This window comes from Escherichia sp. HH091_1A, assembly GCF_030295175.1.
Classification (GTDB): domain Bacteria; phylum Pseudomonadota; class Gammaproteobacteria; order Enterobacterales; family Enterobacteriaceae; genus Escherichia; species Escherichia coli_F.
The window spans coordinates 4,412,395-4,438,587 of sequence record NZ_AP025747.1 but is presented as its reverse complement, the minus strand read 5'-3'; the positions used below and the strand labels follow the sequence as shown (position 1 = coordinate 4,438,587).

Here is a 26,193-nt window from a genome sequence, read left to right as displayed (position 1 = left end):
TCTTATGCGTCGCGATTCAGCCAGGCCATGTATTCCGTTACACCTTCAGCAACGGTTTTGAACGGTTTGTCGTAACCCGCCGCGCGCAGATTCGTCAGATCTGCCTGAGTGAACGCCTGATAGCGGCCTTTCAGTTTATCCGGGAACGGAATGTATTCGATCTGGCCTTTCTTGTGATAAGCAAGCGTAGCATCTGCTACTGCCTGGAAGGATTCTGCACGACCGGTGCCGAGGTTGAAGATGCCGGAAACGCCATTTTCCAGGAACCACAGATTCACATCAGCCACGTCGCCCACATAGACGAAGTCACGTTTGAAGTTCTCGCTACCTTCGAACAGCTTCGGTGATTCACCGTTGTTAAGCTGAGTGTTGAGATGGAAAGCGACGCTCGCCATGCTGCCTTTATGGCCTTCACGCGGTCCATAAACGTTGAAATAGCGGAAGCCAACAATCTGCGAGTTCGCTTCTGGCAGGATTTGGCGAACATATTCATCAAACAGGAATTTTGAGTAACCGTAGACGTTCAACGGTTTTTCGTACTCGCGGGATTCAATAAAGTCGGAGGTGCGACCGCCGTAAGTGGCCGCGGAAGAGGCATACAGGAACGGGATTTCGCGTTCCAGACAGTAGTGCAGCAGCTCTTTGGAGTATTGATAGTTGTTATCCATCATATACTTGCCATCCCACTCGGTGGTGGAAGAGCACGCGCCTTCGTGGAAAATCGCTTCGACATCGCCGAACTCTTCGCCAGCCATAATCTGGATCAGGAAGTCTTCCTTATCCATATAGTCCGCGATATTCAGATCCACCAGGTTCACAAACTTGGTGCCGTCTTTCAGGTTGTCCACCACCAGAATATCGGTGATGCCTTTATCATTCAGGGCCTTAACGATGTTGCTGCCGATAAAGCCCGCGCCGCCGGTAACGATGATCATAACTGTAACCTTCGAATTATGGAGTCAGAGACAATCTCAGACACGAATGCTTCTATCATATCACTACACGGCGTTCGCTTCAGCCATTCGCCAAAAGTGAGATTGATGGACGTTATTTATCCTGAATTTTGCAGAAGTGTTAACGCGTCATCTCGTCGCAACCTATAAGTTTGGGTAATATGTGCTGGAATTTGCCCTGTCTGGAGAATCGCAATGCGTGGAGAATTTTATCAGCAGTTAACCAACGATCTGGAAACCGCAAGGGCGGAAGGGTTGTTTAAAGAAGAGCGCATTATTACGTCTGCGCAACAAGCAGACATCACGGTGGCTGATGGAAGCCACGTCATTAACTTTTGTGCCAATAACTATCTCGGACTGGCGAATCATCCGGATCTGATTGCGGCAGCAAAGGCGGGAATGGATTCTCATGGTTTCGGCATGGCTTCAGTACGTTTTATCTGCGGCACTCAGGACAGCCATAAAGAGCTTGAACAAAAACTGGCGGCCTTCCTGGGGATGGAAGATGCGATTCTCTACTCTTCCTGCTTTGATGCTAACGGTGGCCTGTTCGAAACGCTGTTAGGCGCGGAAGACGCCATTATCTCCGACGCACTGAACCACGCGTCTATTATTGATGGTGTGCGTCTGTGCAAAGCTAAACGCTATCGTTATGCCAACAACGATATGCAGGAGCTGGAAGCACGTCTGAAAGAAGCGCGTGAAGCCGGTGCGCGTCATGTGCTGATTGCCACCGATGGTGTGTTCTCGATGGACGGCGTGATTGCCAACCTGAAAGGTGTTTGCGATCTGGCAGATAAATACGATGCCCTGGTGATGGTAGACGACTCCCACGCCGTTGGTTTTGTCGGTGAAAATGGTCGTGGTTCCCATGAATACTGCGATGTGATGGGCCGGGTCGATATTATCACCGGCACGCTCGGTAAAGCGCTGGGCGGGGCTTCTGGTGGTTATACCGCGGCGCGCAAAGAAGTGGTTGAGTGGCTGCGCCAGCGTTCTCGTCCGTACCTGTTCTCCAACTCGTTGGCACCGGCCATTGTTGCGGCGTCTATCAAAGTGCTGGAGATGGTTGAAGCGGGTAGCGAGCTGCGTGACCGTCTGTGGGCGAACGCGCGTCAGTTCCGTGAGCAAATGTCGGCGGCGGGCTTTACCCTGGCGGGTGCCGATCACGCCATTATACCGGTCATGCTTGGCGATGCTGTAGTGGCGCAAAAATTTGCACGTGAACTGCAAAAAGAGGGCATTTACGTCACCGGTTTCTTCTATCCGGTCGTTCCGAAAGGTCAGGCGCGTATTCGTACCCAGATGTCTGCGGCGCATACCCCTGAGCAAATTACGCGTGCGGTAGAAGCGTTCACGCGTATTGGTAAACAACTGGGCGTAATCGCCTGAGTGAGGATGTGAGATGAAAGCGTTATCCAAACTGAAAGCGGAAGAGGGCATCTGGATGACCGACGTTCCTGAACCGGAACTCGGACATAACGATCTGCTGATTAAAATCCGTAAAACAGCCATCTGCGGGACTGACGTTCACATCTATAACTGGGATGAGTGGTCGCAAAAAACCATCCCAGTACCGATGGTTGTAGGCCATGAATATGTCGGTGAGGTGGTTGGCATCGGTCAGGAAGTGAAAGGCTTCAAGATCGGCGATCGCGTTTCTGGCGAAGGCCATATCACTTGTGGTCATTGCCGCAACTGTCGTGGTGGCCGTACCCATTTGTGCCGCAACACGATAGGCGTTGGTGTTAATCGCCCGGGCTGCTTCGCCGAATATCTGGTGATTCCGGCGTTCAACGCTTTCAAAATCCCCGACAATATCTCCGATGATCTGGCTTCCATTTTTGATCCCTTCGGTAACGCCGTGCATACCGCGCTGTCGTTTGATCTGGTGGGCGAGGATGTGCTGGTCTCTGGTGCAGGCCCGATTGGTATTATGGCGGCGGCGGTGGCGAAACACGTTGGTGCACGTAACGTGGTGATTACTGATGTTAACGAATACCGCCTTGAGTTGGCGCGTAAAATGGGTATCACCCGTGCGGTTAACGTCGCTAAAGAGAACCTCAATGATGTGATGGCAGAACTGGGCATGACCGAAGGCTTTGATGTCGGTCTGGAAATGTCCGGTGCGCCGCCAGCGTTTCGTACCATGCTCGACACCATGAACCACGGCGGTCGCATTGCGATGCTGGGTATTCCGCCGTCTGATATGTCTATCGACTGGACCAAAGTGATCTTTAAAGGCTTGTTCATTAAAGGTATTTACGGTCGTGAGATGTTTGAAACCTGGTACAAGATGGCGGCGCTGATTCAGTCTGGCCTCGATCTCTCGCCGATCATTACCCATCGTTTCTCTATCGATGATTTCCAGAAGGGCTTTGACGCTATGCGTTCGGGCCAGTCCGGGAAAGTTATTCTGAGCTGGGATTAACACGAACAAGGGCTGGTATTCCAGCCCTTTTTCCTGAGGATAATCCGTTAAATATGTAAAATCCTGTCAGTGTAATAAAGAGTTCGTAATTGCGCTGATCTCTTATATAGCTGCTCTCATTATCTCTCTACCCTGAAGTGACTCTCTCACCTGTAAAAATAATATCTCACAGGCTTAATGGTTTCTTAATACAAAGCCTGTAAAACATCAGGATAACTTCAGAGGTCGTCGGTATTTATGATGAACAGCACCAATAAACTCAGTGTTATTATCCCGTTATATAATGCGGGAGATGATTTCCGTACTTGCATGGAATCTTTAATCGCGCAAACCTGGACTGCTCTGGAAATCATTATTATTAACGATGGTTCAACGGATAATTCTGTTGAAATAGCAAAGCATTACGCAGAAAACTATCCGCACGTTCGTTTGTTGCATCAGGCGAATGCTGGCGCATCGGTGGCGCGTAATCGTGGGATCGAGGTGGCGACGGGTAAATATGTCGCTTTTGTCGATGCTGACGATGAGGTCTATCCCACTATGTACGAAACGCTGATGACCATGGCGTTAGAGGACGACCTCGACGTGGCGCAGTGCAACGCTGACTGGTGTTTTCGTGAAACGGGAGAAACCTGGCAATCCATCCCCAGCGATCGCCTTCGCTCAACCGGCGTATTAACCGGCCCTGATTGGTTGCGGATGGGGCTTTCTTCCCGCCGTTGGACTCACGTTGTCTGGATGGGGGTTTATCGTCGTGATGTCATTGTTAAAAATAACATTAAATTTATTGCCGGATTACATCATCAGGATATTGTCTGGACAACAGAATTTATGTTTAACGCGCAACGCGTGCGATATACCGAGCAATCGTTATATAAATATTATTTGCATAATACGTCAGTGAGCCGATTGAATAGACAGGGAAATAAAAACCTTAATTATCAACGCCACTATATTAAGATTACCCGACTGTTGGAAAAGTTAAATCGCGATTACGCAGACAGAATAGTGATTTACCCGGAATTTCATCAACAAATAACTTACGAAGCATTACGTGTTTGCCATGCGGTACGTAAAGAGCCAGATATTATTACCCGCCAACGGATGATTGCTGAGATATTTACTTCCGGTATGTATAAGCGCCTGATTTCCAATGTACGCAGCATAAAGGTGGGTTATCAGGCGTTACTGTGGTCTTTCCGCTTATGGCAATGGCGCGACAAAACGCGGTCGCACCATCGCATTACGCGTAGCGCCTTTAATTTGCGCTAGCGTTAAGTTTTGCCGCTTCGGGCTGCTTGCCCCAGCCTTGCCACTGATGCTGGAAGTAAACGATCAGCGTGCTCTGGCTGATGCTTTCGCTTAATACTTCAAAGAAGCGATTAGCATAAACCGGTTCCAGCGGTTTCTTCGGTTTACACAGTTTCACGCCACGGAACGGATTATGCGGTGCATCAGGCACAGCGTTTTTCGGCGGTGTAGAAGTATCAACCTGCGGTTCATTCAGCAAGCTGCTGGCTTTCACCAGTGTAATGTCTGGCGGCAGGTTATAAACCATCTGTTGCAACACGCGTACCGTTGAAGGGTGAGGATGCCCAATGGCAATGGTCGAACCGTTGCGACGCGCCAGGTCAATTGCACGATTAAACTGCACACGGATGTCTGCTTCGTTCTGTGAATCGTCGAGGAACACCTTCCGTTTAATAACCTTCACGCCAGTGCCTTGCGCGGCGCGCATCGCCTGGGTATTACCGATGGTTACGCTGTCGAGGAAGTAAAGATTGTAACGCTCCAGTGCCTGCATCACTTTCTGCATACCAAACAGGTTAGAGGTCATCTTGCTACCCATGTGGTTGTTGATCCCCACGGCATAGGGCACGTTATTGACCGCACTACGAATAATGCGCTCAATTTCGTCGCTGCTCATCTCCGGGCGCAGCGTATTTTTCTCCAGCGGCTGTTTACTCAGTGGTGCCATAGGCAGATGAATCAACACTTCGTGACCGCTGTTATGCGCTTTGGTCGCCATCTCTCTGGCGTGCGGTGAATCGGGTAATACAGCGACGGAGATAGCGGAAGGCATCGCCAGCACCTGGTTTTCGTTGTGCGGGCGATACCCAAAATCATCAATGACGATGGCAAGTTTGCCAGCAATTACGGGGGAGGAGAGCGCCAACAGAGCGGCAAATGCAAGAACGTTACGACGAAATGGAAACAAAACTTATCTTCCCAACCACGGCTGTGGATTGACCGCCTGACCCTGGCGGCGAATTTCGAAATAGAGTGAAGGCCGACCCTGACCGCCACTGCTGCCCACCAGTGCAATTGGCTGGCCCGCGCGAACCTGCGAACCAACGCTCACCAGTGCGCTCTGATTATAGCCGTAAAGACTCATGTCGCCTTTACCATGCTCAACCACCACCACCAGACCGTAGCCTTGCAGCCAGTCAGCCAGAATCACCCGACCGTCGGCAATCGCTTTAACTTCAGTACCTTCAGAAGCACCAATCACCATCCCTTTCCAGCGCAGCTCACCCTGTAGCTGCTCGCCATAACGATGCAGCGTCGGCCCGCGAACCGGCCAGAATGCCTGACCACGCGGCGCGCCCAGGCCACCAGTTCGGGACATCAGCGATTTTTCGCTTTCGGTCGGTTTGTAGGTGGTGCCTTTGCGCGTCGCTTCTTTCTGACGGTCGCGAACCGCCTGGGCTTCGCGCGCCTCACGTTCAGCACGCGCTTTCGCCGCCGCTTCCGCACGGGCAATGCTGTTACGTAGACGAGATTCGTTGGCGCGCAGCTCGCTCAACTGTTGTTGACCTTGCTGGATGGAAGACTCTAGCCCAGCCAGCGTCTTTTTACGATCGTTCAGCGCCTGGGTCAGCTTCGCCTGTTGGGCTCGCTGCTCATATAACAGTGTTTGTTGCTCGCTCTGTTTCTCTTCCAGCTCGGCGCGTTGCATAGCGACTTCTTCACGCGTTTGTTTCAACTGAGCAATGGTTTCTTGTCGCGCCTGGTTGAGATAACCGAAATAAGCCTGTAAACGCTGACCACGCTGGCTTTCTTCACCGCTAAGAATCAGCTGAATACCAGTATGCTCGCCCTGACGGAATGCGGCATCCAGTTGTGCGGCGAGGCTGCGTTCCTGAGCGGCTTTTTGCTGCTCCAGTTTGGCAATCGACGCGTTCATCTCATCAATCTGTTTATTCAGTTGATTGAGTGTGTTTTGCGTTTCGCGCAGCTTGCGAGTGGCTTCAGAGATCGCTTCTTCCTGCTTTTTCAATTGTGCGAGCAGGCTTGCGCGTTGTTGTTGCTTTTGGCGTACCGCGCGCTCTTTCGCGGCGATATCGGCCTGAATAGATTTGAGTTGGTCGCGATCATCCGCGTGGGCGGAAAAGGCGCACAACAATACGCCAGCGCTAAGAACGCTGGCGTAGATGATGGGCCTGATTGCAAACCTGCGCGGTTTCACGGCCCGTGTCATGGTATTAATCGCCTTTCCCCTCATGGGGAGGGATTATTCCACGATGAACAGCGGCTTACCAGTCATCTCTTGCGGGATTTCCATACCCATCAGCGACAACATGGTCGGCGCGATGTCAGAAAGTTTGCCGCCTTCAACCGCTTTCACGTTCTTATCGCCAACGTAAATCAGCGGAACAGGCAGGTTGGTGTGCGCTGTGTGCGCCTGACCCGTTGCCGGATCGCGCATCTGTTCAGCGTTACCGTGGTCAGCGGTGATCAGCAGTTGTCCACCTACAGACTCAACCGCTTTCGCAACTTCATCCACGCAGTGATCCAGCGCTTCAACGGCTTTAACCGCTGCTTCCATCACCCCGGTGTGACCTACCATGTCGCCGTTAGGATAGTTACAGATGATAGTGTCGTATTTGCCGCTCTTGATGGCCGCAACCAGTTTTTCGGTCAGCTCTGCGGAGCTCATTTCTGGCTGCAGGTCGTAAGTTGCCACTTTCGGCGAGTTGATCAGAATGCGGTCTTCGCCTTTGAACGACTCTTCTACACCACCGTTAAAGAAGAAAGTGACGTGAGCATATTTTTCGGTTTCGGAAATACGCAGTTGAGTTTTGTCGTTTTTCGCCATCCACTCGCCGAAGGTGTTAACCAGAGAAGCTGGCGGGTAAGCAACCGCAGTTTTGATATCAGCGGCGTATTCGGTCAGCATCACGAAATCGATGTTAACCACTTTCTTACGCGCGAAGCCGTCGAAATCAGCGTTCACGAAAGCACGAGTGATTTCACGCGCGCGGTCAGCACGGAAGTTCATGAAAATCAGCGCATCGCCGTCTTCCATTGCCGCGTCTGGCTGGCCTTCAGCACGGATAACGGTCGCTTTCACGAATTCGTCGTTTTCGTCGCGAGCATAAGCAGCCTGCAAACCGGCAACAGCGGTGTCGGCCTGGAATTCGCCCTGCGCCAGCGTCAGCAGGTCATACGCTTTTTCAACGCGATCCCAACGATTGTCGCGGTCCATTGCGTAGTAACGACCAATGATGGACGCTACGCGGCCTTTGCCCAGCGCGGCAAATTTCTCTTCGAATTTTTTCAGCGAGGATTCAGCACTGCGCGGCGGGGTGTCGCGACCGTCAAGGAATGCGTGCAGGTAGATTTTTTCTGCGCCGCGTTCCGCTGCCAGTTCTACCATCGCCATGATGTGATCTTCGTGGCTGTGTACACCACCTGCGGAGAGCAGCCCCATAATGTGTACTGCTTTGCCTGCGTTTTTCGCTTTATCTACCGCACCAGTCAGCACCGGATTAGCGAAGAAAGCGCGATCTTTGATTTCAACGTCCAGACGAGTCAGGTCCTGATACACGATGCGGCCGGCACCCAGGTTAACGTGGCCTACTTCGGAGTTACCCATTTGACGGTCAGGCAGACCGACTTCCAGACCTGAAGCGTCGATCAGGGTATGCGGACGATTGGCCCACAGTGCATCCATTACCGGGGTTTTAGCACTAAAAATGGCGTTATCCTGCTGTTCTTCGCGATAGCCATAGCCATCCAGAATCACCAGTACCATAGGTTTTTTAGAAACCGACATTGCGACAACCTCATACTCAAGAGTCAAAATTTGCGTAATTTTACTACAGCTGAATCGATAAAATAGCCTCTGAAGATCAAAATATACGACCGCTCGCGGCAAGCCGATGCCAGATTTACGCTTTTTTTTCGTAGCGCCCCGCAAAATTGCATTCCAGTTAACGCGCTGGCTGTATTTGCCGCACCGCGCAGGTATACTCCTTTCCTGGTTTTTTTAATCACTACGTCGGGAGTTGTTACCCCCCATGCAAGAAATTATGCAATTTGTTGGCCGTCATCCCATACTGAGTATCGCCTGGATCGCGTTACTGGTGGCGGTTCTTGTGACTACGTTTAAGAGCCTGACCTCGAAAGTGAAGGTGATTACTCGTGGTGAAGCTACACGTCTGATCAACAAAGAAGACGCTGTGGTTGTGGATTTACGTCAGCGTGATGACTTCCGTAAAGGCCATATCGCAGGTTCTATCAATCTGTTGCCGAGCGAAATCAAAGCCAATAATGTTGGTGAGCTTGAGAAGCACAAAGACAAGCCGGTTATCGTGGTAGACGGTTCTGGCATGCAGTGCCAGGAGCCTGCAAACGCGCTGACGAAAGCAGGTTTTGCGCAAGTATTCGTGCTGAAAGAGGGCGTCGCTGGCTGGGCTGGTGAAAACTTGCCTCTGGTGCGCGGCAAATAATTTACCTGTCGTCTTTCATGATGCAGGCCGTTAGCTGCAATTAGGCCCCCTGAGACTTATTGTTATAAGCTTCTGGGGACACTCCATTTTGCTGCCGCCCTGCAACATGAAATTTCAGGGTAAAAAAACAGGAGCTAATTTATGGCCAATGTTGAAATCTATACCAAAGAAACCTGCCCGTATTGCCATCGTGCGAAAGCACTGCTGAGCAGCAAGGGTGTGAGTTTTCAGGAGTTGCCGATCGATGGCAACGCCGCTAAGCGTGAAGAGATGATCAAACGCAGCGGTCGCACCACGGTTCCCCAGATTTTTATTGACGCACAGCACATTGGCGGCTGTGATGACTTGTATGCATTGGATGCACGTGGTGGACTGGATCCCCTGCTGAAATAACGTGTGAACGTTGGCATTACATTGTGCAGTATTGAAGGACAACACTTAAGGGTTTTCTACACATGTCAGAACAAAACAACACTGAAATGACTTTCCAGATCCAACGTATTTATACCAAGGATATCTCTTTCGAAGCGCCAAACGCGCCGCACGTTTTCCAGAAAGATTGGCAGCCAGAAGTTAAACTTGATCTTGATACGGCATCTTCTCAACTGGCAGATGACGTTTACGAAGTGGTACTGCGTGTTACCGTAACGGCATCCCTGGGCGAAGAAACTGCGTTCCTGTGCGAAGTTCAGCAGGGCGGTATTTTCTCCATCGCGGGTATCGAAGGCACCCAGATGGCACATTGCCTGGGCGCGTACTGCCCGAACATTCTGTTCCCGTATGCTCGTGAGTGCATCACCAGCATGGTATCCCGCGGTACATTCCCGCAACTGAACCTTGCGCCGGTTAACTTCGATGCGCTGTTCATGAACTATTTGCAGCAGCAGGCTGGCGAAGGTACTGAAGAACATCAGGATGCCTGATGAACCAACGTAATGCTTCAATGACTGTGATCGGTGCCGGCTCGTACGGCACTGCTCTTGCCATCACCCTGGCAAGAAATGGCCACGAGGTTGTTCTTTGGGGCCATGACCCTGAACATATCGCGACGCTTGAACGCGACCGCTGTAACGCCGCGTTTCTCCCCGATGTGCCTTTTCCCGATACGCTCCATCTTGAAAGCGATCTCGCTACCGCACTGGCAGCCAGCCGTAATATTCTTGTCGTCGTGCCAAGCCATGTCTTTGGGGAAGTGCTGCGCCAGATTAAACCGCTGATGCGCCCTGATGCGCGTCTGGTGTGGGCGACCAAAGGTCTGGAAGCGGAAACCGGACGTTTGTTACAGGACGTGGCGCGTGAGGCGTTAGGCGATCAAATTCCGCTGGCGGTTATCTCTGGCCCAACGTTTGCGAAAGAACTGGCGGCAGGTTTACCGACGGCCATTTCGCTGGCCTCTACCGACCAGACCTTTGCTGATGATCTCCAGCAACTGCTGCACTGCGGCAAAAGTTTCCGCGTTTACAGCAACCCGGATTTCATTGGTGTGCAGCTTGGCGGCGCGGTGAAAAACGTCATTGCCATTGGCGCGGGGATGTCCGATGGTATCGGTTTTGGTGCGAATGCGCGTACGGCGCTGATCACTCGTGGGCTGGCTGAGATGTCGCGTCTTGGCGCGGCGCTGGGGGCCGATCCTGCCACCTTTATGGGCATGGCGGGGCTGGGTGATCTGGTACTTACCTGTACCGACAACCAGTCGCGTAACCGCCGTTTTGGCATGATGCTCGGTCAGGGCATGGATGTACAAAGCGCGCAGGAGAAAATTGGTCAGGTGGTGGAAGGCTACCGCAATACGAAAGAAGTCCGCGAACTGGCGCATCGCTTCGGCGTTGAAATGCCAATAACCGAGGAAATTTATCAAGTATTATATTGCGGAAAAAACGCGCGCGAGGCAGCATTGACTTTACTAGGTCGTGCACGCAAGGACGAGCGCAGCAGCCACTAAACCCAGGGAACCTTTGTTACCGCTATGACCCGGCCCGCGCAGAACGGGCCGGTCATTATCTCATCGTGTGGAGTAAGCAATGTCGTGTGAAGAACTGGAAATTGTCTGGAACAATATTAAAGCTGAAGCCAGAACCCTGGCGGACTGTGAGCCAATGCTGGCCAGTTTTTACCACGCGACGCTACTCAAGCACGAAAACCTGGGCAGTGCACTGAGCTACATGCTGGCGAACAAGCTGTCATCGCCAATTATGCCTGCCATTGCTATCCGCGAAGTGGTGGAAGAAGCCTACGCCGCCGACCCGGAAATGATTGCTTCTGCGGCCTGTGATATTCAGGCAGTGCGTACCCGCGACCCTGCAGTCGATAAATACTCAACCCCATTGTTATATCTGAAAGGTTTTCACGCCTTGCAGGCGTATCGCATCGGTCACTGGCTGTGGAATCAGGGCCGTCGCGCGCTGGCTATTTTTCTGCAAAACCAGGTATCTGTGACGTTCCAGGTGGATATTCATCCGGCGGCAAAAATTGGTCGCGGTATCATGCTCGACCACGCGACGGGCATTGTGGTGGGTGAAACTGCGGTGATTGAAAATGACGTGTCGATTCTGCAATCCGTTACCCTTGGCGGTACGGGAAAATCTGGCGGCGACCGTCACCCGAAAATTCGTGAAGGCGTGATGATTGGCGCAGGTGCGAAAATTCTCGGTAATATTGAAGTTGGTCGCGGTGCGAAGATTGGCGCAGGTTCCGTGGTGCTGCAACCGGTACCGCCACATACCACCGCCGCTGGCGTTCCGGCACGCATTGTCGGTAAACCAGACAGCGATAAGCCATCAATGGATATGGATCAGCATTTCAACGGCATTAACCATACGTTTGAATATGGGGATGGGATCTGACGTCCTGTGATTGTGCCGGATGCGATGTAATCATCTATCCGGCATACAGTAACTAATCTCTCAACACCGCTCCCGGATACCCCAGCTGCCGCCAGGCTTCATACACCACGACCGACACCGCATTGGACAGGTTCATGCTGCGGCTGTCCGGCACCATTGGAATGCGAATTTTTTGTTCAGCGGGCAGGGCATCGAGAATGCTCGCGGGCAGGCCGCGTGTTTCCGGGCCAAACATCAGATAGTCGCCATCCTGATAACTTACGGCGCTGTGAGCAGGCGTACCTTTCGTGGTGAGGGCAAACAGACGCTGCGGGTTTTCAGCCTCAAGAAACGCGGCATAGTTATGATGGCGCGTAACGGCGGTAAATTCGTGGTAGTCCAGCCCCGCACGGCGCAGGCGCTTATCGTCCCAGGCAAATCCCATCGGTTCGATGATATGCAGGCGAAAGCCGGTGTTGGCGCAAAGACGGATGATGTTGCCAGTATTTGGCGGAATTTCTGGTTCGTAAAGTACGATGTTTAGCATACTGCCCCCTTAGTGCGGGGGCAGGATAGCAGAAAATTGAGAAGTGGTGCGGCCTTTTCCCCTCACCCCGGCCCTCTCCCCGGAGGGGCGAGGGGGAAACGACTATGCGGCATTCCCTTTCGCCATCGGAGCCAGCGCCGCAGGCAACTCTTTACCCAGCCCTTGCACCAGCGAATCTTGCGTAATTTCGCTAATCGATTTCGCGCCAGTGAGCGTCATCGCCACTTTCATCTCTTTCTCTATCAGATTAAGCAGATTTGCCACGCCCGCCTGGCCCGCCGTTGCCAGCGCATACAGGAAAGCACGACCCAGCAGTACAGTATCGGCACCGAGTGCAATCATACGCACGACATCAAGCCCGTTACGAATGCCGCTATCTGCCAGAATGGCGATATCACCTTTCACCGCATCTGCAATAGCAGGCAACGCACGGGCAGAAGAGAGTACACCGTCCAGCTGGCGGCCACCGTGGTTAGAAACCACAATGCCATCTGCGCCAAAACGTACCGCATCACGCGCATCTTCTGGGTCGAGGATCCCTTTGATCACCATCGGGCCATCCCAGAAATCGCGGATCCACTCAAGGTCTTTCCATGAGATAGAAGGATCGAAGTTATTCCCTAGCCAGCCGATGTAATCTTCCAGTCCGGTCGGTTTGCCGAGATAAGCCGAGATATTACCGAGATCATGCGGACGACCATTCAGGCCCACATCCCACGCCCATTGCGGATGCGTTACCGCCTGCAAGTAGCGGCGCATTGCCGCGTTCGGGCCGCTCATTCCAGAGTGCGCATCACGGTAACGCGCACCAGGCGTTGGCATATCCACAGTGAAGACCAGAGTTGAACAGCCTGCCGCTTTTGCACGCTCCAGCGCGTTACGCATAAAGCCGCGATCGCGCAGCACATATAACTGGAACCACATCGGACGCTTGATGGCGGGGGCGACTTCTTCAATTGGGCAAACAGAAACGGTCGAGAGAGTAAACGGAATGCCATGTGCATCCGCCGCTTTTGCGGCCTGAACTTCGCCGCGTCGCGCATACATGCCACACAAACCTACCGGACCTAGCGCCACCGGCATCGACAATTTCTCATTAAACAGCGTCGTTTCCAGGCTTAAGTCGGACATGTTTTTCAGAATTCGCTGGCGCAGCGCCACCTCTGACAAATCTTCCACGTTGCGGCGCAGGGTGTATTCAGAATATGCCCCCCCATCCATATAGTGGAACAGGAATGGCGGCAGAATGCGTTGTGCTGTGGCGCGATAATCGCTGGCTGCGGAAATAATCATGCGTTTTTCTCCCTCGAATTCTCATTATGGTCACCAGGCAGGCGGGTAATGCGTGCATGGCGAGCCTGATCTTCATCGAATCGTTTCATGGTGGTGTGAACAAAGCTAAGGTGCGCCATCATTGCTTTACGCGCCCCGTCAGCATCACCGGCAAAAATGGCGTCAATGACAGCCTGATGTTGTTCGGTCAGTTGTGAAAAAACCGGGGGTACCAGATACATCCGCTGACGGCTATGCTTCACTGAGGATTGCAAGACATCGAAGAAACCACGCATGGTTTGCAGCAACACAATGTTATGTGAGGCTTCGGCAATCGCCAGATGAAAACGAACGTCCGCTTGTGAGGCGAGATCCGGGTCTTCGCTGAGTGTTGCTTCAAAGCAAAGCTGAATTTTCTCTTTTTCGCCAGGTGTGGCGCGCATTGCCGCATGCCATGCGGTGCTGGCTTCAATGGCGTAGCGGGCTTCCAGAATATCGAAACTGTAATCCGGATCATCGGCCATCAGCGTTTTCAGCGGCTGGACGATGTTTTGCTCCGACCATGTGTCATGACGCCAGCGAATAAACGTCCCGCCGCCGCGTCGACTGAGCAGTACACCTTCGCTCACCAGTTTCGCCAGCGCCTCGCGCAGTGAATTTCGCGACACACCGAGTTGCATTGCCAGTTGACGTTCAGCGGGCAATTTCATGCCCGCCTCCAGGTTTTTTTCATCGATCAGCGCCCGCACACGATCGGCAACCTCGTCTGACAGGCGTCTGGGTAAAACAATCATTAAGGAATCATCCACGTTAAGACATAGGCCTGAAGCGTGGTGATCACGCCCACCATACAGGTGAAGATCAGGCTGTGTTTGACAGTAAAGCGGAACAAATCAGACTCTTTGCCCACCAGTCCTACCGCCGCACAGGCGATAGCGATAGATTGCGGAGAGATCATTTTGCCGGTGACACCACCGGTGGTGTTGGCAGCAACCAGCAACAGGTCAGAAACGCCAATTTGTTGTGCGGCGGTAGCCTGCAAAGCGGCAAACAAAGCATTAGATGACGTATCCGACCCGGTCAGGAATACCCCAAGCCAGCCGAGGAACGGCGAGAAGAAGGTGAATGCATGACCGGTATGCGCCAGTGCCAGCGCCAGTGTTGATGACAGTCCGGAATAGTTCGAAATAAAGGCGAATGCCAGCACCATACCGATGGAGTAGATAGGCAGAGCCAGTTCTTTTAGTGTGCTGCCGAAGGTGCTGATAGCGTCAGATGGTTTCATCTTCAGCCAGACAATCGAGAGCAGGGCAGCAAACAGAATGGCGGTACCGGTAGCAGAGAACCAGTCGAACTTAAACACGGCGGCGTAAGCTGTCGCTTCGCTGACCACTGGCGGCATACGGGCAACCAGTTTATCGAGGTACGGCACCGGAATATTGATCACCCACTCATACAGCGCGCCACCCGATGCGAACAGGGCTTTAAACGGCGGGATACTCCACAGTGTTACGGTAGCGGTCAGGAACAGGAACGGTGTCCAGGCACGTAATACCTGACCCGCGGTGTAACCGGTGTGGGCCAGCGTCATATCAACCTGTGACGCCCCCAAATCACCAAAACGGAATACGCGCACCGGCTGCCAGCGTTTGAGGAACAGTGTCAGGCAGAGCAGCGATACCAGCGAAGAGATAATGTCTGGCAGTTCCGGCCCAATGAAGTTAGAGCTGAGGTATTGAGCGATGGCAAACGAACCACCTGCAACCACGACCGCAGGCCACGTTTCTTTGATTCCGCGCCAACCGTCCATAATCGCCATGATCCAGAACAGCACGATAATGGTCATAAACGGTAGCTGACGCCCCACCATCTGACCAATCTCAAAGCTGTCGATGCCTGTTACCTGCCCGGCGACCAGAATCGGAATACCCATCGCGCCAAATGCCACTGGCGCGGTGTTAACAATCAGGCACAGTCCGGCGGCGTACAGTGGTTTAAAGCCCAGACCGACCAGCAATGCGGCGGTAATTGCTACCGGTGCGCCAAATCCTGCGGCCCCTTCGAGGAACGCGCCGAAACAGAAACCGACGATCAGCATTTGCAGGCGCTGGTCAGGGGTTATCGAAAGAATAGACGAGCGGATGATGTCAAACTGCCCGGTTTTCACCGAGATCTTATAGACGAACACCGCTGCAATAATGATCCACGCGATGGGCCACAAACCGTAGAAGAAACCATAAATCACCGAGGCCAGCGCGTTAGCGACCGGCATTTTATAGAACAGCAAAGCCACGGCAAGGGCGATTGCCACCGTCCACGAGGCGGCGACGTATCCTTTCAGTTTGAGCTTAATCAGCGCAAAGAAGAAAAACAGGATGGGAAGCGATGCTATCAGGCTGGAAAGCCAGATATTCCCGGCGGGATCATAGTTTTGTTGCCAGAGATTCATTGCAGGTCTCCTGCAGTCCACACACGCCGCGTGATGAGTCTGTTGCTCATCTCCGTGTCACACGTTGTGTAAAAGTGGCACTGCCAATTATGTTGTGTAGGGATAATGACAATGAATAGTTAACTAAATGTTATGCATTGGCAACATTGATGTGAGTTTTAATTGGGGAACTGTGAACCAGAGGTCAGATAAGCGAAGAATTGGTAGGGCCAATTTGGAGTGAGGTAGATGTCTGTAAAGAAAAGGGCAATTCCCATCAGAGAATTGCCCTCAGATTGTTGATCTGGTACGCCTTATCTTGCCGGATGCGGCGTGAACGCCTTATCCGTCCTACAGGAATGTGCTGAATCATCCCGTAGATACTGTTATGGCCTGCAAGTTTTTTTCTACCCTGGTTTCCCAGATTGCAGGCATGCCAGACACAGCGCCGTCAGGCGCTGTTTTTTTCATCCCTTCCGCGATTTTTACGCAGCTACCGGATTATGCCGTGACGCATCGAACGGTACGCCTGACTTCAGCACTCCATACGCCACCTGTGCCAGCTTGCGCATCATCGCGCCGAGAATCACTTTTCCTTTCTTGCCATTAGCCGCCAGACGGTCGCGGAACGCCCGTCCCCACTCAGTCTTACTGGTGGCTACCATTGCAGGCATATACAACGCCCTGCGAAGCGACACATGTCCGGCTTTACTCAACCGGCTTGCCCCTCTCACACTACTGCCTGATTCATAACGCCGTGGTGTCAGACCCGCAAAAGCGGCGAACTGTCTGGCATGGGCGAAGCGGTCCTTCAGACCGATATAAGCCAGTAATACCGCAGATGTTTTCTCTCCGATACCCGGGATACTTTCCAGCAGTTTCCTGCGGTGTTTCATATCCGGATCATCGTCTGTCAGGTCTTTTATCTGCTTCTCAAGACGCTTCAGCTCTGCTTCAAGCCACAGAAGGTGAGCATCAATGCTCGGTCTCTGGACTTCCCGCGCCGTTTCAGTGCGGTTCAGTTCCTGCGTGTGCATATCTGTCAGCGCCTGGTGGCGTACTACCAGGGCACGCAACGCGCGTTCAAGCGGGTGAGGCGCTTCCCAGGCTGCAGGGCGCTTCTGACGACAGAACTCTGCCAGCATGCGCGCATCCACGGTATCAGTCTTGTTACGCAGTCCTTCACTCTGAGCGAAAGCTTTACCCAACGCAGGATTAATGACTGACACTATGTAGCCTGCATCGTAAAGGCACTCTGCGACAGGTTCCATATAGGTGCCGGTCGCTTCGATGCAGATATGCGCATGGTCAATCTTGTGACCCTTCAGCCAGCTCACCAGCTCATCGTGCCCTTTAGTGGTGTTAGCGAATTTTTTGGTGCGATGACGACCATCAGGACGCAACACATCGACATCCAGTTTCTCTTTAGCGGTGTCGATACCGATATAATGAAGTTCATGTTCCATCGTGAAACCAACCTTGCAAATACGGATTACCGGGAAAACCGGTCCATGATACTGTCCGGTTTATCACTTTGGGAGAAAGGCAGTCCGCTGCATAAATCTACGCAACAGGTTGAAAACCTAAGGCCCGATACGGCATGCGGACTGCAGGCAGAGAAAACTGGCCGATTTTCTCTGCACAGGAGGGATAATACAAGGTCTGATAAGCGTAGCGCATCACGCAATTTGGCGTTTACCCATTCATTAATGGATCATTACCACTGAATACCGGCACCGAGTGCGGCGGAGTATTCACCCTGGCTATTGGTACTACCTTGTAATTTGTAGACCCAACGACCATTGGCGCTCACCATCGACACACCTAAAGCAACAGCCGATTCGCCGTTGTAAGTACCACCACCAATAGAGGCCATGCTGGCTCCCGGCGTGTAAGCCTGCGGCAGACCGGTCATTGCCATTGCGGAAGCGATACCACCGCTCAACTTGCTTTCGGTTTTGGACAGTTTGTTATCCATTTCAACCATGCGCTGATCGGTGTATTGCTTCGTTTCCTGCACACTTTGCTTCAACTGTGCATAGTTCACTGCGTCGTTGTTGTTCACGCCCGCAGAAACGTTGCTGATGCGAGTCGTACCGCCATTGCCGCCACCGAGAGTAATGTTGCTGTAGTCGATAGAGCCATCAGCTTTGGTGTCGTAGCGAACACCACCTGCTTCGGAAGACTTCAGTTGCGAAACGTTAACCGCATCGGTGGCATTAACACCGGCAGCAACGTTGGTGATACGGCGCTGGTTGGTAGAAGAACCCACAGAGATTGTGTTTTCTTCGTTGGCCACGGAGCCTGTACCCAGAGCGACGCTGTTGTCAGCGGCAGCAATGGATCCAGAACCAATCGCCACACTGTCTTTACCCTGGGCGTTAGCATCTACGCCATCGGTGTTGGTCTTGAAGTACTTGGTGCTACCTGTGGTTACGATATCGCCAATACCGTTCTCGATATTGGTCACGCGAGTATCCAGATTCGTCACCTGATTGTTCAGGTTAGTAATGCTCTGGGTATTCTGGGAAACCTGCGCATCCGTTACTTTCAATTGACCCACGTTGACCGCATCGGTATCCGCCGAACCAGCCGCGACGTTGGTGATCTGACGTTGACCGTCTTCGCTACCTACGGAGAATTCACCCACAGAGTTCTGCGGTGTATCCATGTTGTAGGCGGTGTAGCCAGTTTGTGCGCCACGGGTAGTTTGAGAACCATTACCCATTGCAATGCTGTTTGCATGGTTTGCACGCGCGTTGCTACCGATAGCAATACCGTTAATCGCATCTGCCAGAACTAAAGTGTTCAGGCCGATACCAATACCTGCATTACCATTAACGATGGTTTTTGCGCCCATTGCCAGCGAGTCTTCACCGACTGCCAGTGAGTCTTCAGCCGTTGAGTTGGCGTGATAGTATTTGGTCGGCGTGGTGGCTACTGCACCAATCGCATTCTGCAACTGGCGAACCGTAACGGCATCATGGGCTTCAGAACCATCGGCAACATTGATGATTTGACGATATTTACCATCGTCACCGATCGACAATGCGCCAAGCAGTTCACCGTCAGTTGTGTCATAACCAATCACAACACCTTCTTCCGACACGCTGGTGTCACGAGAACCTTTAACTATTACACGGCTGGAAACGGAACTGCTACCCAACGCAATACTCGTATCAACGATGCTGCTGCTGCCCTGACCGATGGCCACGCTGCTATCGCCTTTGGCAACAGAGTTATAACCCACAGCAGTAGAGCCAATGCCTGCTGCGCTGGCATCGGTGAAGGTTAAACCGGTGTCATTGGTACGCACATAGTTAATGCCCGCACCGTTTTCTTCGATGTAGGTTTCGCTAGTGTTACCGGCAAGCTGATTGATGACTTCGCTGTTCTGCTGGATCAGCATATTGGTGTTAAACAGCTGAGAACCGTTGATAGCATCGGTGCTACCTTCACCAATGTTACCATCAGCAACGTTTGTGATAATGCTGGCCTTGCCGTCATGACTGGCGTTGTAAGCCCCTTCGCCGTTATTGGCGGTCGCATCCCACAGCAGCGCGTTCTCATCAAGCGCATCCAGAGCGTCACCGACATTGTTGTACTCGGCATTCGCAATGGTGTAAGTCGGTGCAGTCATGGTGCCATCAGCGTTAACTTCTGCGTCACCACCCAGGGCATCAGCAATGTACTTATTGGTGGTATACAGTTGTGAACCGTTAATGGCATCGCTGCTGGTGGCAGAGATTGCACCATTTGAGACGTTAGTAATCTTACTGGCAGTGTTATCTACCCCACGACCGGCGCTGAATGCACCAGCACCGTCATTGGCTGTTGCATCCCAGAGCAGAGCATCATCCAGTGTGGTATCGATCGCTTCCAGTGCGTCACCAACGTTGCTGTAACTGCCGCCAGCGATGGCATAAGTCGGTGCGGTGATACTGCCGTCCGCATTCACCACAGCGTTCCCGCCCAGAGCATCGGCAATGTAGTCACTAACGCCATAAAGCTGTGAACCGTTAATAGCGTCGCTACTGGTGGACGAGACTGCACCGTTTGCAACATCAGTGATTACACTGGGATCATTATTAATGCCGTGTTTGGCGCTGAATTTGCCTGCGGTTGTATCCCAGAGCAGAGCATCACCGAGAGAATCACTAAATGAAGTGTTAATCGCAGCCAGAGCATCCCCGACGTTAGTGTAGTCAGTGCCGCCAATACTATAGGTTGGCCCGGTTAATACACCTGTATCGCTAATATCAGCACCACCACCCAGATAGGACGTGAATGAATCAGCCAAACCGTAAAGTTGTGAGCCATTTATGGCGTCAGTGCTGTCAGAGGAGACTATGCCAGCTTGTACGTTGCTGATTTTGTTGACGGCGTTAGTGCCGTGTGCAGCGGTGAATGCGCCTGCGGCGTCGTCCCATTTCAGGGCGTCTTCACTAAGGTCAGTCACCGTATCAGTCAGGTTAGTGATATTGGTGGTGTTAGTCGCCACGTTATCGTTAGTGGTTTTCAGCTGAGAACCGTTAACGGCGTCGGTGCTGGTGTCAGAGAGTTCGCCAGCGGTGACATTGGTGATTTTGTTGGTGGCGTTGGTGCCGTGTGCCGCACTATATCCCCTTTTAAGGTTGTCCCATTGTATCGTATTCGTGTTTAGATCCGCTAAGGCGTCGCCAACATTGCCATAAATACCATTTTTCAGTCTGTAATTCGGGGAAGTCACCACGCCCTGCGAATTGACGGTCGCTCCTCCACCAAGATTATCCGCTACTGACTTACTAATAGCATAAAGCTGTGATCCATTGATGGCATCAGTACTGTCAGTGTCGATATCACCTTTTGCCATATTGACAATTTTTCGCTGAACTGTTGTGTTACCCACGGAGACAGTATCCGCTTCAGTCGCGACAGAATCAGCACCCAGAGCAACTGAATTTTTCCCCTGAGCACTGGCCTGAGCACCAATTGCAGTACCATTTTCTAAACCGGCATAACTGCCTTGTCCAAGAGCAATGGCATTTGCCCCACCGGTAATACTCCCATTTCCCAGTGCGATTGCATTTACGCCGTCAGCTTTATTCCCCTGACCGATGGCAATGGCACCCGCAGCGATTGCCTGGCTTTGATTACCCAGAGCAATCGTATTATCGGTATTTGCAATACTCCCGTAGCCCAACGCGATACTGTTAAGCCCATTTGCCTCAGCTTTAGTACCCACTGCCGTTGCATTTTCAGCGGCTTCGGTCTCAGCGCCAATCGCAACCGCGTTAGCCGCGCTGGCGAGAGATTTTCTGCCTAAAGCGAGGCTGTCTGTGCCGTTAGCTGCGCTGTTGCGGCCTACAGCGATCGCGTTAGCCTCTGCTGCAACGCTACTTGCTCCCAGCGCCATAGAATATTCTTTCGAGGCATTGGCACTGTCACCAAGAGCAATGCTCATAATTTCAGTAGCTTTAGTTGCGTTTCCTAGCGCAATAGCTTTCTCGCCCGCCGCATTACTGTTACTCCCCACCGCAGTGGCGTTCAAACCAGCTGCATTGGATTTATCCCCTTGCGCAACTGAATACTTACCACCCGAACTTGCATATCGTCCGAGCGCTATTGAAAACTCACCGAGTGAGCTTGATGATGCACCCATAGCAATACTTCGCTGACCGGTTGAAACGGCATTAACACCGAAGGCCATTGAAGCATCACCAATTGCACTGGTAAGTGCCCCAATAGCGGAACTCCAGGCGCCCTGGGCGTTAGATTTATAACCGACCGCAGTGCTGGCACCACTACCATCTGTAAAGGCGTTTGCCTTTGCGCCTTCACCAATAGCTACCCAGCCTGTGCCAGTTCCAACGCCCTGACCGTTGTCATTCCCGGCGTTTGCTTGCGCGCCGAAAGAAGACAATAACCCACCCGCAACCAGGGCAGAAATTAACAGCTTACTGCGTCCGGACTTCTTTCCGCGGCTTTTCGCCGTTTCGCTAGCAACGCTGTAACTCCCGGTGGCTGGATTCCAGATAACTTTAAATATTTTGTTCATTATTGATGCTCTCTATTCCTTGATATAAGCGCAGAAGCTGCATTTATTTTTTGTTTTTTCGCTGCCGATTTTCAGCAGGTTGAACAGTATCGAACTGAATATTGGCCATATTGATGGACAATTTCAGATACTTCAGGTTATTAGGTGAAACGCCTTTCAATGTCAGATTAATGTCTTGCCATTGACCAGGCATTAATTGCAGGGTGGAGTTCATGGTGGTGTTGAACAGTAATTGCTGCCATTTTGCCAGCGCTTTGTTATCGATGGGTCTTTCATTGCCCCATGTAGCTTGAAGGCCAATATTTGATACGGGAACGCTTAATAGGTTGACCAGCGAAATACGAATAACGCTGCCATTTTCAACCGCATCAATAGCCAACACCCGGCCAGCCAAACCAACCGAGCCATTGTTTAAAATGAAGTATTTTGTTTGTGCTGGGTTAAATTCGGTGAAGACAAATTCGTCCTGTTTGTCTTTAACCGCCTTTACTACACCTGCCAGCACTTTAGTGGTGTTTGCAATATTAATTTGTTGATTTTCAATAGATTCTATCTTTCTTTTATATTGTTCTTGTTGTTTTTCAAGAATCTCTATTTTACTTTTTTGCAATTCTTGCTGTTTGGCGAGATCGTCGATCAGATCCGCTTTCTCAATATAGTCACACCCAGTCAATACCCAGAGTGGCAATGTTATAAACATGCTTAATAGTGCTTTTTTGATGCTCATAGGGTGAATTCCTTTTCATGATCCCGATACGTTAACTGTTACGGCGTAATCATCCTTTTTATGAATGATTCGAGTGGAAAATATACGCAATATAAATTTATAAGAGACTTTTTCTATTAATTGTTGTATTAATTGGTAGTGCGAATATGACATTAAATGTCAGACAATTTCAGATTGTAGCCAATAATATTAATCGCGCGGATTTTAATTATCGATGTCAATCAATGTCAAATGTTTCACCGGATGTAAACACCGACCAGGAGAAATATTAATATTCAGCATGGTGATGTTTTCTTGGGAAGTGTGTGATGCTGAGCGATTAATATAAATAATTAATGGCTGTTACAGGCATTAATATGTATTAATTCATTGTTATCGCTTATATATCACTTTCTTATTCCATACCATAATTTCAGAATTTAGCCTGTAATATGCGCTTCAAAGAGCCGGTGAGATGGAAGCAATAGTGATAAGAATGTTAAAGACATTCGTATCTGGTAGCAGGCTCCTGCATGTGCCAGCAGGAGCGAGTAAATCGTAAGAGGCTGTGATTACAGCGGTGAGACAGGTACTTAAAATGCGGTCTTAGAGAATCCGGTCATCTCTTGCAGGCCCATTTCACGGCCCAGCGCGGTCATCGGATGCACAACTACCAGTCCGCGAACACTTTTCTTCAGCTTGCCCATATCAGCCTGCTCTTTTTTGGTAATCGCGCGCTGGAAGGGCATTTTCATCAGTTTTTGCGCTTCTTTACTGAGTTTCTGGCTGTGAACTTCACGCAGGCGAGCAATTTCGGCTTCCAGCGTGGCTTTTTCTTTTTCCAGTTCGGCATATTTATCTGCGGCTTCAACCAGTGACAGGTCAGCCTGCTGATGGCGGATAGCGTCCAGGCGATCGCTGAGACGTTTGATTTCGTTTTTTTCGACTTCTTTCATGTGATGACTTCTGATAGAGATAAATTTATAGCCTCTAGTATGCGCGACCAGGTGCTTTGTTCACAACAGATGGAATTGTAATAGTTCCAGATTGTAACCATTAATGTGTTTGAAAATCACCCAATCTATTGATTAATTAGGAAATTTAAAGAAAAAAGATAGACAACAGAAGAGGATCATTATTGAGGATTGAGCACGTTTTCCTTAATGTCATTTATACCGGGATCTAAACTAAAATTGGCGGCCGCGCATTCCCGGCGCGGGGTAATACGGAGATATCATCATGGGTAAATTAGGTGAAAACGTTCCGCTTCTTATCGATAAAGCTGTAGATTTCATGGCATCGAGCCAGGCGTTCCGGGAGTATCTGAAAAAACTTCCTCCCCGCAATGCGATTCCGTCCGGAATACCTGATGAAAGCGTGCCGTTATATCTACAACGTCTGGAGTATTATCGTCGGCTTTATCGGCCGAAACAGGTAGAGGAGAAGTAAGCGAAAGTACTTACTTTTGAAAGGCTTTTTTTAAGCTGATTTTGGAAATCAGCTCTGTCAGTGAAAGGACCATTGTTGATCGCACAGCCTGTTGGTAACGCTGAATTTGCATTGCATACAAACTGGAGTCTGCGGGTTCAAACTGTGGCGGCGGTGGTAACGCCGCCACACAGTGCAGCTCACCAAAGGGGCCAAGAATTTCGTCGTCGGTAAAGGCGTACTCATTGCCGTCGTGATTTAGTTCTTCACGCAATGCCATCAGCAGTTCCGCATCTTCATATTCATGGCGGTTAATGACACCCAACCCGTAAATGAGTTTTAAACGCACAGAAAGATCGCCCAGCGGGCCATCGCCGTCGAGTAACGGTTCTACAGCATACTTCACCGCGTAATCGTCTTTGCGGAATACCTGAAGCACCAGAAGATTTACCGCCTCGGTCAAAAGCTCGACGGCGGTAATCAGAAAGCTTCGCACGGTTTTGCCAGCATTCAGACGCTCAAGCACACGGTTTTCAAAGGCCTGGGTTTGTTCCATTGTTGCCTGCATATCTGACAATCTGTTATTCGGGCGCAGGGAGTCCTGCGCCTGGTCCACCATTATTGCATTGCTTTATAAGCGGTTACCGCCTCGGATACAACCTCGCTGTTTGCATCAAGGCCAGAAATCTGCGCCAGTGCGGCTTGCGGGCCTTTGTTGGCGATCAGTGCTGCCAGTTCCTGAGCCTGCGGATCATCTTCACTGCGGAAGTGCATTGCAGCGGCAATACCTTCAATCAGGTTTTTATGTGGCAGACCATATTCCAGCGTTCCGAGCAGTGGCTTGATCAGACGGTCGCCAGCACTCAGTTTACGCAGCGGCTGACGGCCTACGCGCTCTACATCGTCTTTCAGATACGGGTTCTCAAAACGACCAAGGATTTTCTGGATGTACGCCGCATGTTTGTCCGCGTCAAAACCGTAACGCTTAATCAGTACAGCGCCACTTTCTTCCATCGCCCCTTTTACTACCGCGCGGATTTTCTCGTCGAGAATTGCGTCACGAATGGTCTGATGACCTGCCAGTTTTCCGAGGTACGCGGTTATAGCATGACCTGTATTCAGGGTGAAGAGTTTACGCTCAACAAATGCCATCAGGTTGTCGGTTAACTCCATGCCTGGGATGTTCGGCAGTGCACCTTTGAACTGGGTTTTATCGACAATCCATTCGCTGAAGGTTTCGACTGTCACTTCCAGCGGATCGTTCGTTGCCGAAGCGGAAGGCGGTACGATGCGGTCAACGGCGGAATCCACAAAGCCAACGTGTTCTTCTACCCACGCTTTGGCGTCTTCTGGCAGGGCGTTCATCACATGGCCTTTCAGTTGCGTGGTGCCGCGTACCATGTTTTCACAGGCGATAATGTTCAGTGGGGATTCATTACCTTGTTCTTCACGTTTCACCAGCCCTTTGGCGATTGCCGGAGCAATACGTTCCAGCACAACCGGGCCCACGGCGGTAGTGACTAAATCAACCTGAGCAATCAGATCAACGACATCATCACCAATGCTGCTGACAGCATTGACGCCAGAAACGGTATCTACCTGCTCGGTTTCACCGACCACATGAACCTGATAGCTATGACGGGCATTCAGGGCATCAAGTACCACCTGATTGACATCGGCAAACGTCAGTTGGATACCCGCGTCTGCCAGCAGTTTACCGATAAAGCCACGACCGATATTACCTGCGCCAAAATGTAATGCTTTCATAGTATTAACCTTCATCAATGTTTTTACCCGAGAGGGCTGGGGTGAGGCTTTTCCCTCACCCAAACCC

Annotated in this window: 23 protein-coding genes; 9 read left to right on the top strand and 14 right to left on the bottom strand. The window is 51.3% G+C overall.

What is annotated here, in order from left to right:
* Positions 1-2 precede the first annotated feature (2 nt).
* Positions 3-935 (bottom strand): ADP-glyceromanno-heptose 6-epimerase, encoded by a 933-nt coding sequence (rfaD, locus tag QUF14_RS22185; RefSeq protein WP_000587764.1) that lies wholly within the window; start codon positions 933-935, stop codon positions 3-5.
* A gap of 213 nt (positions 936-1,148) precedes the next feature.
* Between rfaD and kbl the strand changes: the two genes are divergently transcribed.
* From kbl to waaH, 3 genes are all read left to right on the top strand, one after another.
* A complete protein-coding gene (kbl, locus tag QUF14_RS22180; RefSeq protein WP_001213834.1) occupies positions 1,149-2,345 on the top strand; it encodes a glycine C-acetyltransferase in 1,197 nt (398 codons plus the stop codon).
* Between the two features lie 13 nt (positions 2,346-2,358).
* Positions 2,359-3,384: an L-threonine 3-dehydrogenase gene (tdh, locus tag QUF14_RS22175; RefSeq protein ID WP_000645982.1), complete on the top strand. Its 1,026-nt coding sequence runs from the start codon at positions 2,359-2,361 to the stop codon at positions 3,382-3,384.
* Positions 3,385-3,621: 237 nt separating this feature from the next.
* Positions 3,622-4,656, top strand: coding sequence for a UDP-glucuronate:LPS(HepIII) glycosyltransferase (gene waaH / locus QUF14_RS22170; RefSeq protein WP_000982074.1), 1,035 nt, complete (start codon positions 3,622-3,624; stop codon positions 4,654-4,656).
* Here waaH and QUF14_RS22165 read toward each other — a convergent pair.
* The 3 genes from QUF14_RS22165 to gpmM are packed head-to-tail and all read right to left on the bottom strand — an operon-like array spanning position 4,643 to position 8,443.
* Positions 4,643-5,602, bottom strand: a complete 960-nt coding sequence (locus QUF14_RS22165; protein WP_000483827.1) for a divergent polysaccharide deacetylase family protein — start codon at positions 5,600-5,602, stop codon at positions 4,643-4,645. The genes waaH and QUF14_RS22165 overlap by 14 nt on opposite strands.
* A 3-nt stretch (positions 5,603-5,605) precedes the next feature.
* Positions 5,606-6,865, bottom strand: coding sequence for a murein hydrolase activator EnvC (gene envC / locus QUF14_RS22160; RefSeq protein ID WP_000196244.1), 1,260 nt, complete (start codon positions 6,863-6,865; stop codon positions 5,606-5,608).
* 33 nt (positions 6,866-6,898) lie between these two features.
* Positions 6,899-8,443 carry a 2,3-bisphosphoglycerate-independent phosphoglycerate mutase gene (gpmM, locus tag QUF14_RS22155; RefSeq protein WP_001353573.1) on the bottom strand — a complete coding sequence of 515 codons (1,545 nt, stop codon included), beginning with the start codon at positions 8,441-8,443 and terminating at the stop codon, positions 6,899-6,901.
* A gap of 244 nt (positions 8,444-8,687) precedes the next feature.
* Here gpmM and QUF14_RS22150 point away from each other — a divergent pair, with 244 nt between their 5' ends.
* The 5 genes from QUF14_RS22150 to cysE all read left to right on the top strand — a co-directional run bounded on the left by QUF14_RS22150 (position 8,688) and on the right by cysE (position 11,962).
* Positions 8,688-9,119, top strand: coding sequence for a rhodanese-like domain-containing protein (locus QUF14_RS22150; protein WP_001156181.1), 432 nt, complete (start codon positions 8,688-8,690; stop codon positions 9,117-9,119).
* 141 nt (positions 9,120-9,260) lie between these two features.
* Entirely contained in the window at positions 9,261-9,512 is a 252-nt protein-coding gene (gene grxC, locus QUF14_RS22145) for a glutaredoxin 3 (protein ID WP_000024392.1), read from the top strand.
* 62 nt (positions 9,513-9,574) lie between these two features.
* The gene (secB, locus tag QUF14_RS22140; RefSeq protein ID WP_000003377.1) at positions 9,575-10,042 is read left to right on the top strand and encodes a protein-export chaperone SecB; all 468 of its coding nucleotides are present in this window, start codon (positions 9,575-9,577) and stop codon (positions 10,040-10,042) included.
* Positions 10,042-11,061 carry an NAD(P)H-dependent glycerol-3-phosphate dehydrogenase gene (gene gpsA, locus QUF14_RS22135; RefSeq protein ID WP_001076194.1) on the top strand — a complete coding sequence of 340 codons (1,020 nt, stop codon included), beginning with the start codon at positions 10,042-10,044 and terminating at the stop codon, positions 11,059-11,061. The genes secB and gpsA overlap by 1 nt, the downstream gene beginning before the upstream one ends.
* Before the next feature lie 79 nt (positions 11,062-11,140).
* Positions 11,141-11,962: a serine O-acetyltransferase gene (gene cysE / locus QUF14_RS22130; protein ID WP_001277561.1), complete on the top strand. Its 822-nt coding sequence runs from the start codon at positions 11,141-11,143 to the stop codon at positions 11,960-11,962.
* 52 nt (positions 11,963-12,014) lie between these two features.
* On the opposite strand, the gene trmL is transcribed toward cysE, so the two are convergent.
* From trmL to QUF14_RS22090, 8 genes are all read right to left on the bottom strand, one after another.
* Positions 12,015-12,488, bottom strand: a complete 474-nt coding sequence (gene trmL / locus QUF14_RS22125) for a tRNA (uridine(34)/cytosine(34)/5-carboxymethylaminomethyluridine(34)-2'-O)-methyltransferase TrmL (protein WP_000932361.1) — start codon at positions 12,486-12,488, stop codon at positions 12,015-12,017.
* Positions 12,489-12,590: 102 nt separating this feature from the next.
* Positions 12,591-13,781 carry a quinone-dependent L-lactate dehydrogenase gene (gene lldD, locus QUF14_RS22120; RefSeq protein ID WP_100733898.1) on the bottom strand — a complete coding sequence of 397 codons (1,191 nt, stop codon included), beginning with the start codon at positions 13,779-13,781 and terminating at the stop codon, positions 12,591-12,593.
* A complete protein-coding gene (gene lldR / locus QUF14_RS22115) occupies positions 13,778-14,554 on the bottom strand; it encodes a transcriptional regulator LldR (RefSeq protein WP_001353574.1) in 777 nt (258 codons plus the stop codon). Before lldR ends, lldD begins: the two co-directional genes overlap by 4 nt.
* Positions 14,554-16,209, bottom strand: a complete 1,656-nt coding sequence (gene lldP / locus QUF14_RS22110) for an L-lactate permease (RefSeq protein WP_001306611.1) — start codon at positions 16,207-16,209, stop codon at positions 14,554-14,556. Before lldP ends, lldR begins: the two co-directional genes overlap by 1 nt.
* Before the next feature lie 464 nt (positions 16,210-16,673).
* The gene (locus QUF14_RS22105; protein ID WP_000399629.1) at positions 16,674-17,654 is read right to left on the bottom strand and encodes an IS110-like element IS621 family transposase; all 981 of its coding nucleotides are present in this window, start codon (positions 17,652-17,654) and stop codon (positions 16,674-16,676) included.
* 251 nt (positions 17,655-17,905) lie between these two features.
* Positions 17,906-22,225, bottom strand: coding sequence for a YadA-like family protein (locus QUF14_RS22100; protein WP_100733928.1), 4,320 nt, complete (start codon positions 22,223-22,225; stop codon positions 17,906-17,908).
* 43 nt (positions 22,226-22,268) lie between these two features.
* The gene (locus QUF14_RS22095) at positions 22,269-22,952 is read right to left on the bottom strand and encodes a SadB/YajI family lipoprotein (RefSeq protein ID WP_100733927.1); all 684 of its coding nucleotides are present in this window, start codon (positions 22,950-22,952) and stop codon (positions 22,269-22,271) included.
* 572 nt (positions 22,953-23,524) lie between these two features.
* The gene (locus QUF14_RS22090; RefSeq protein WP_000665680.1) at positions 23,525-23,887 is read right to left on the bottom strand and encodes a YibL family ribosome-associated protein; all 363 of its coding nucleotides are present in this window, start codon (positions 23,885-23,887) and stop codon (positions 23,525-23,527) included.
* Between the two features lie 283 nt (positions 23,888-24,170).
* Between QUF14_RS22090 and yibT the strand changes: the two genes are divergently transcribed.
* Complete coding sequence (gene yibT, locus QUF14_RS22085; protein ID WP_000517099.1) at positions 24,171-24,380, top strand: protein YibT; 210 nt, start codon at positions 24,171-24,173, stop codon at positions 24,378-24,380.
* 10 nt (positions 24,381-24,390) lie between these two features.
* Here yibT and mtlR read toward each other — a convergent pair whose 3' ends face one another.
* Positions 24,391-24,978 carry a mannitol operon repressor MtlR gene (gene mtlR, locus QUF14_RS22080; RefSeq protein WP_000228261.1) on the bottom strand — a complete coding sequence of 196 codons (588 nt, stop codon included), beginning with the start codon at positions 24,976-24,978 and terminating at the stop codon, positions 24,391-24,393.
* On the bottom strand, positions 24,978-26,126 hold the full coding sequence (mtlD, locus tag QUF14_RS22075; protein WP_000645414.1) for a mannitol-1-phosphate 5-dehydrogenase: 1,149 nt from the start codon (positions 26,124-26,126) through the stop codon (positions 24,978-24,980). The genes mtlR and mtlD overlap by 1 nt, the downstream gene beginning before the upstream one ends.
* Positions 26,127-26,193: the final 67 nt, after the last annotated feature.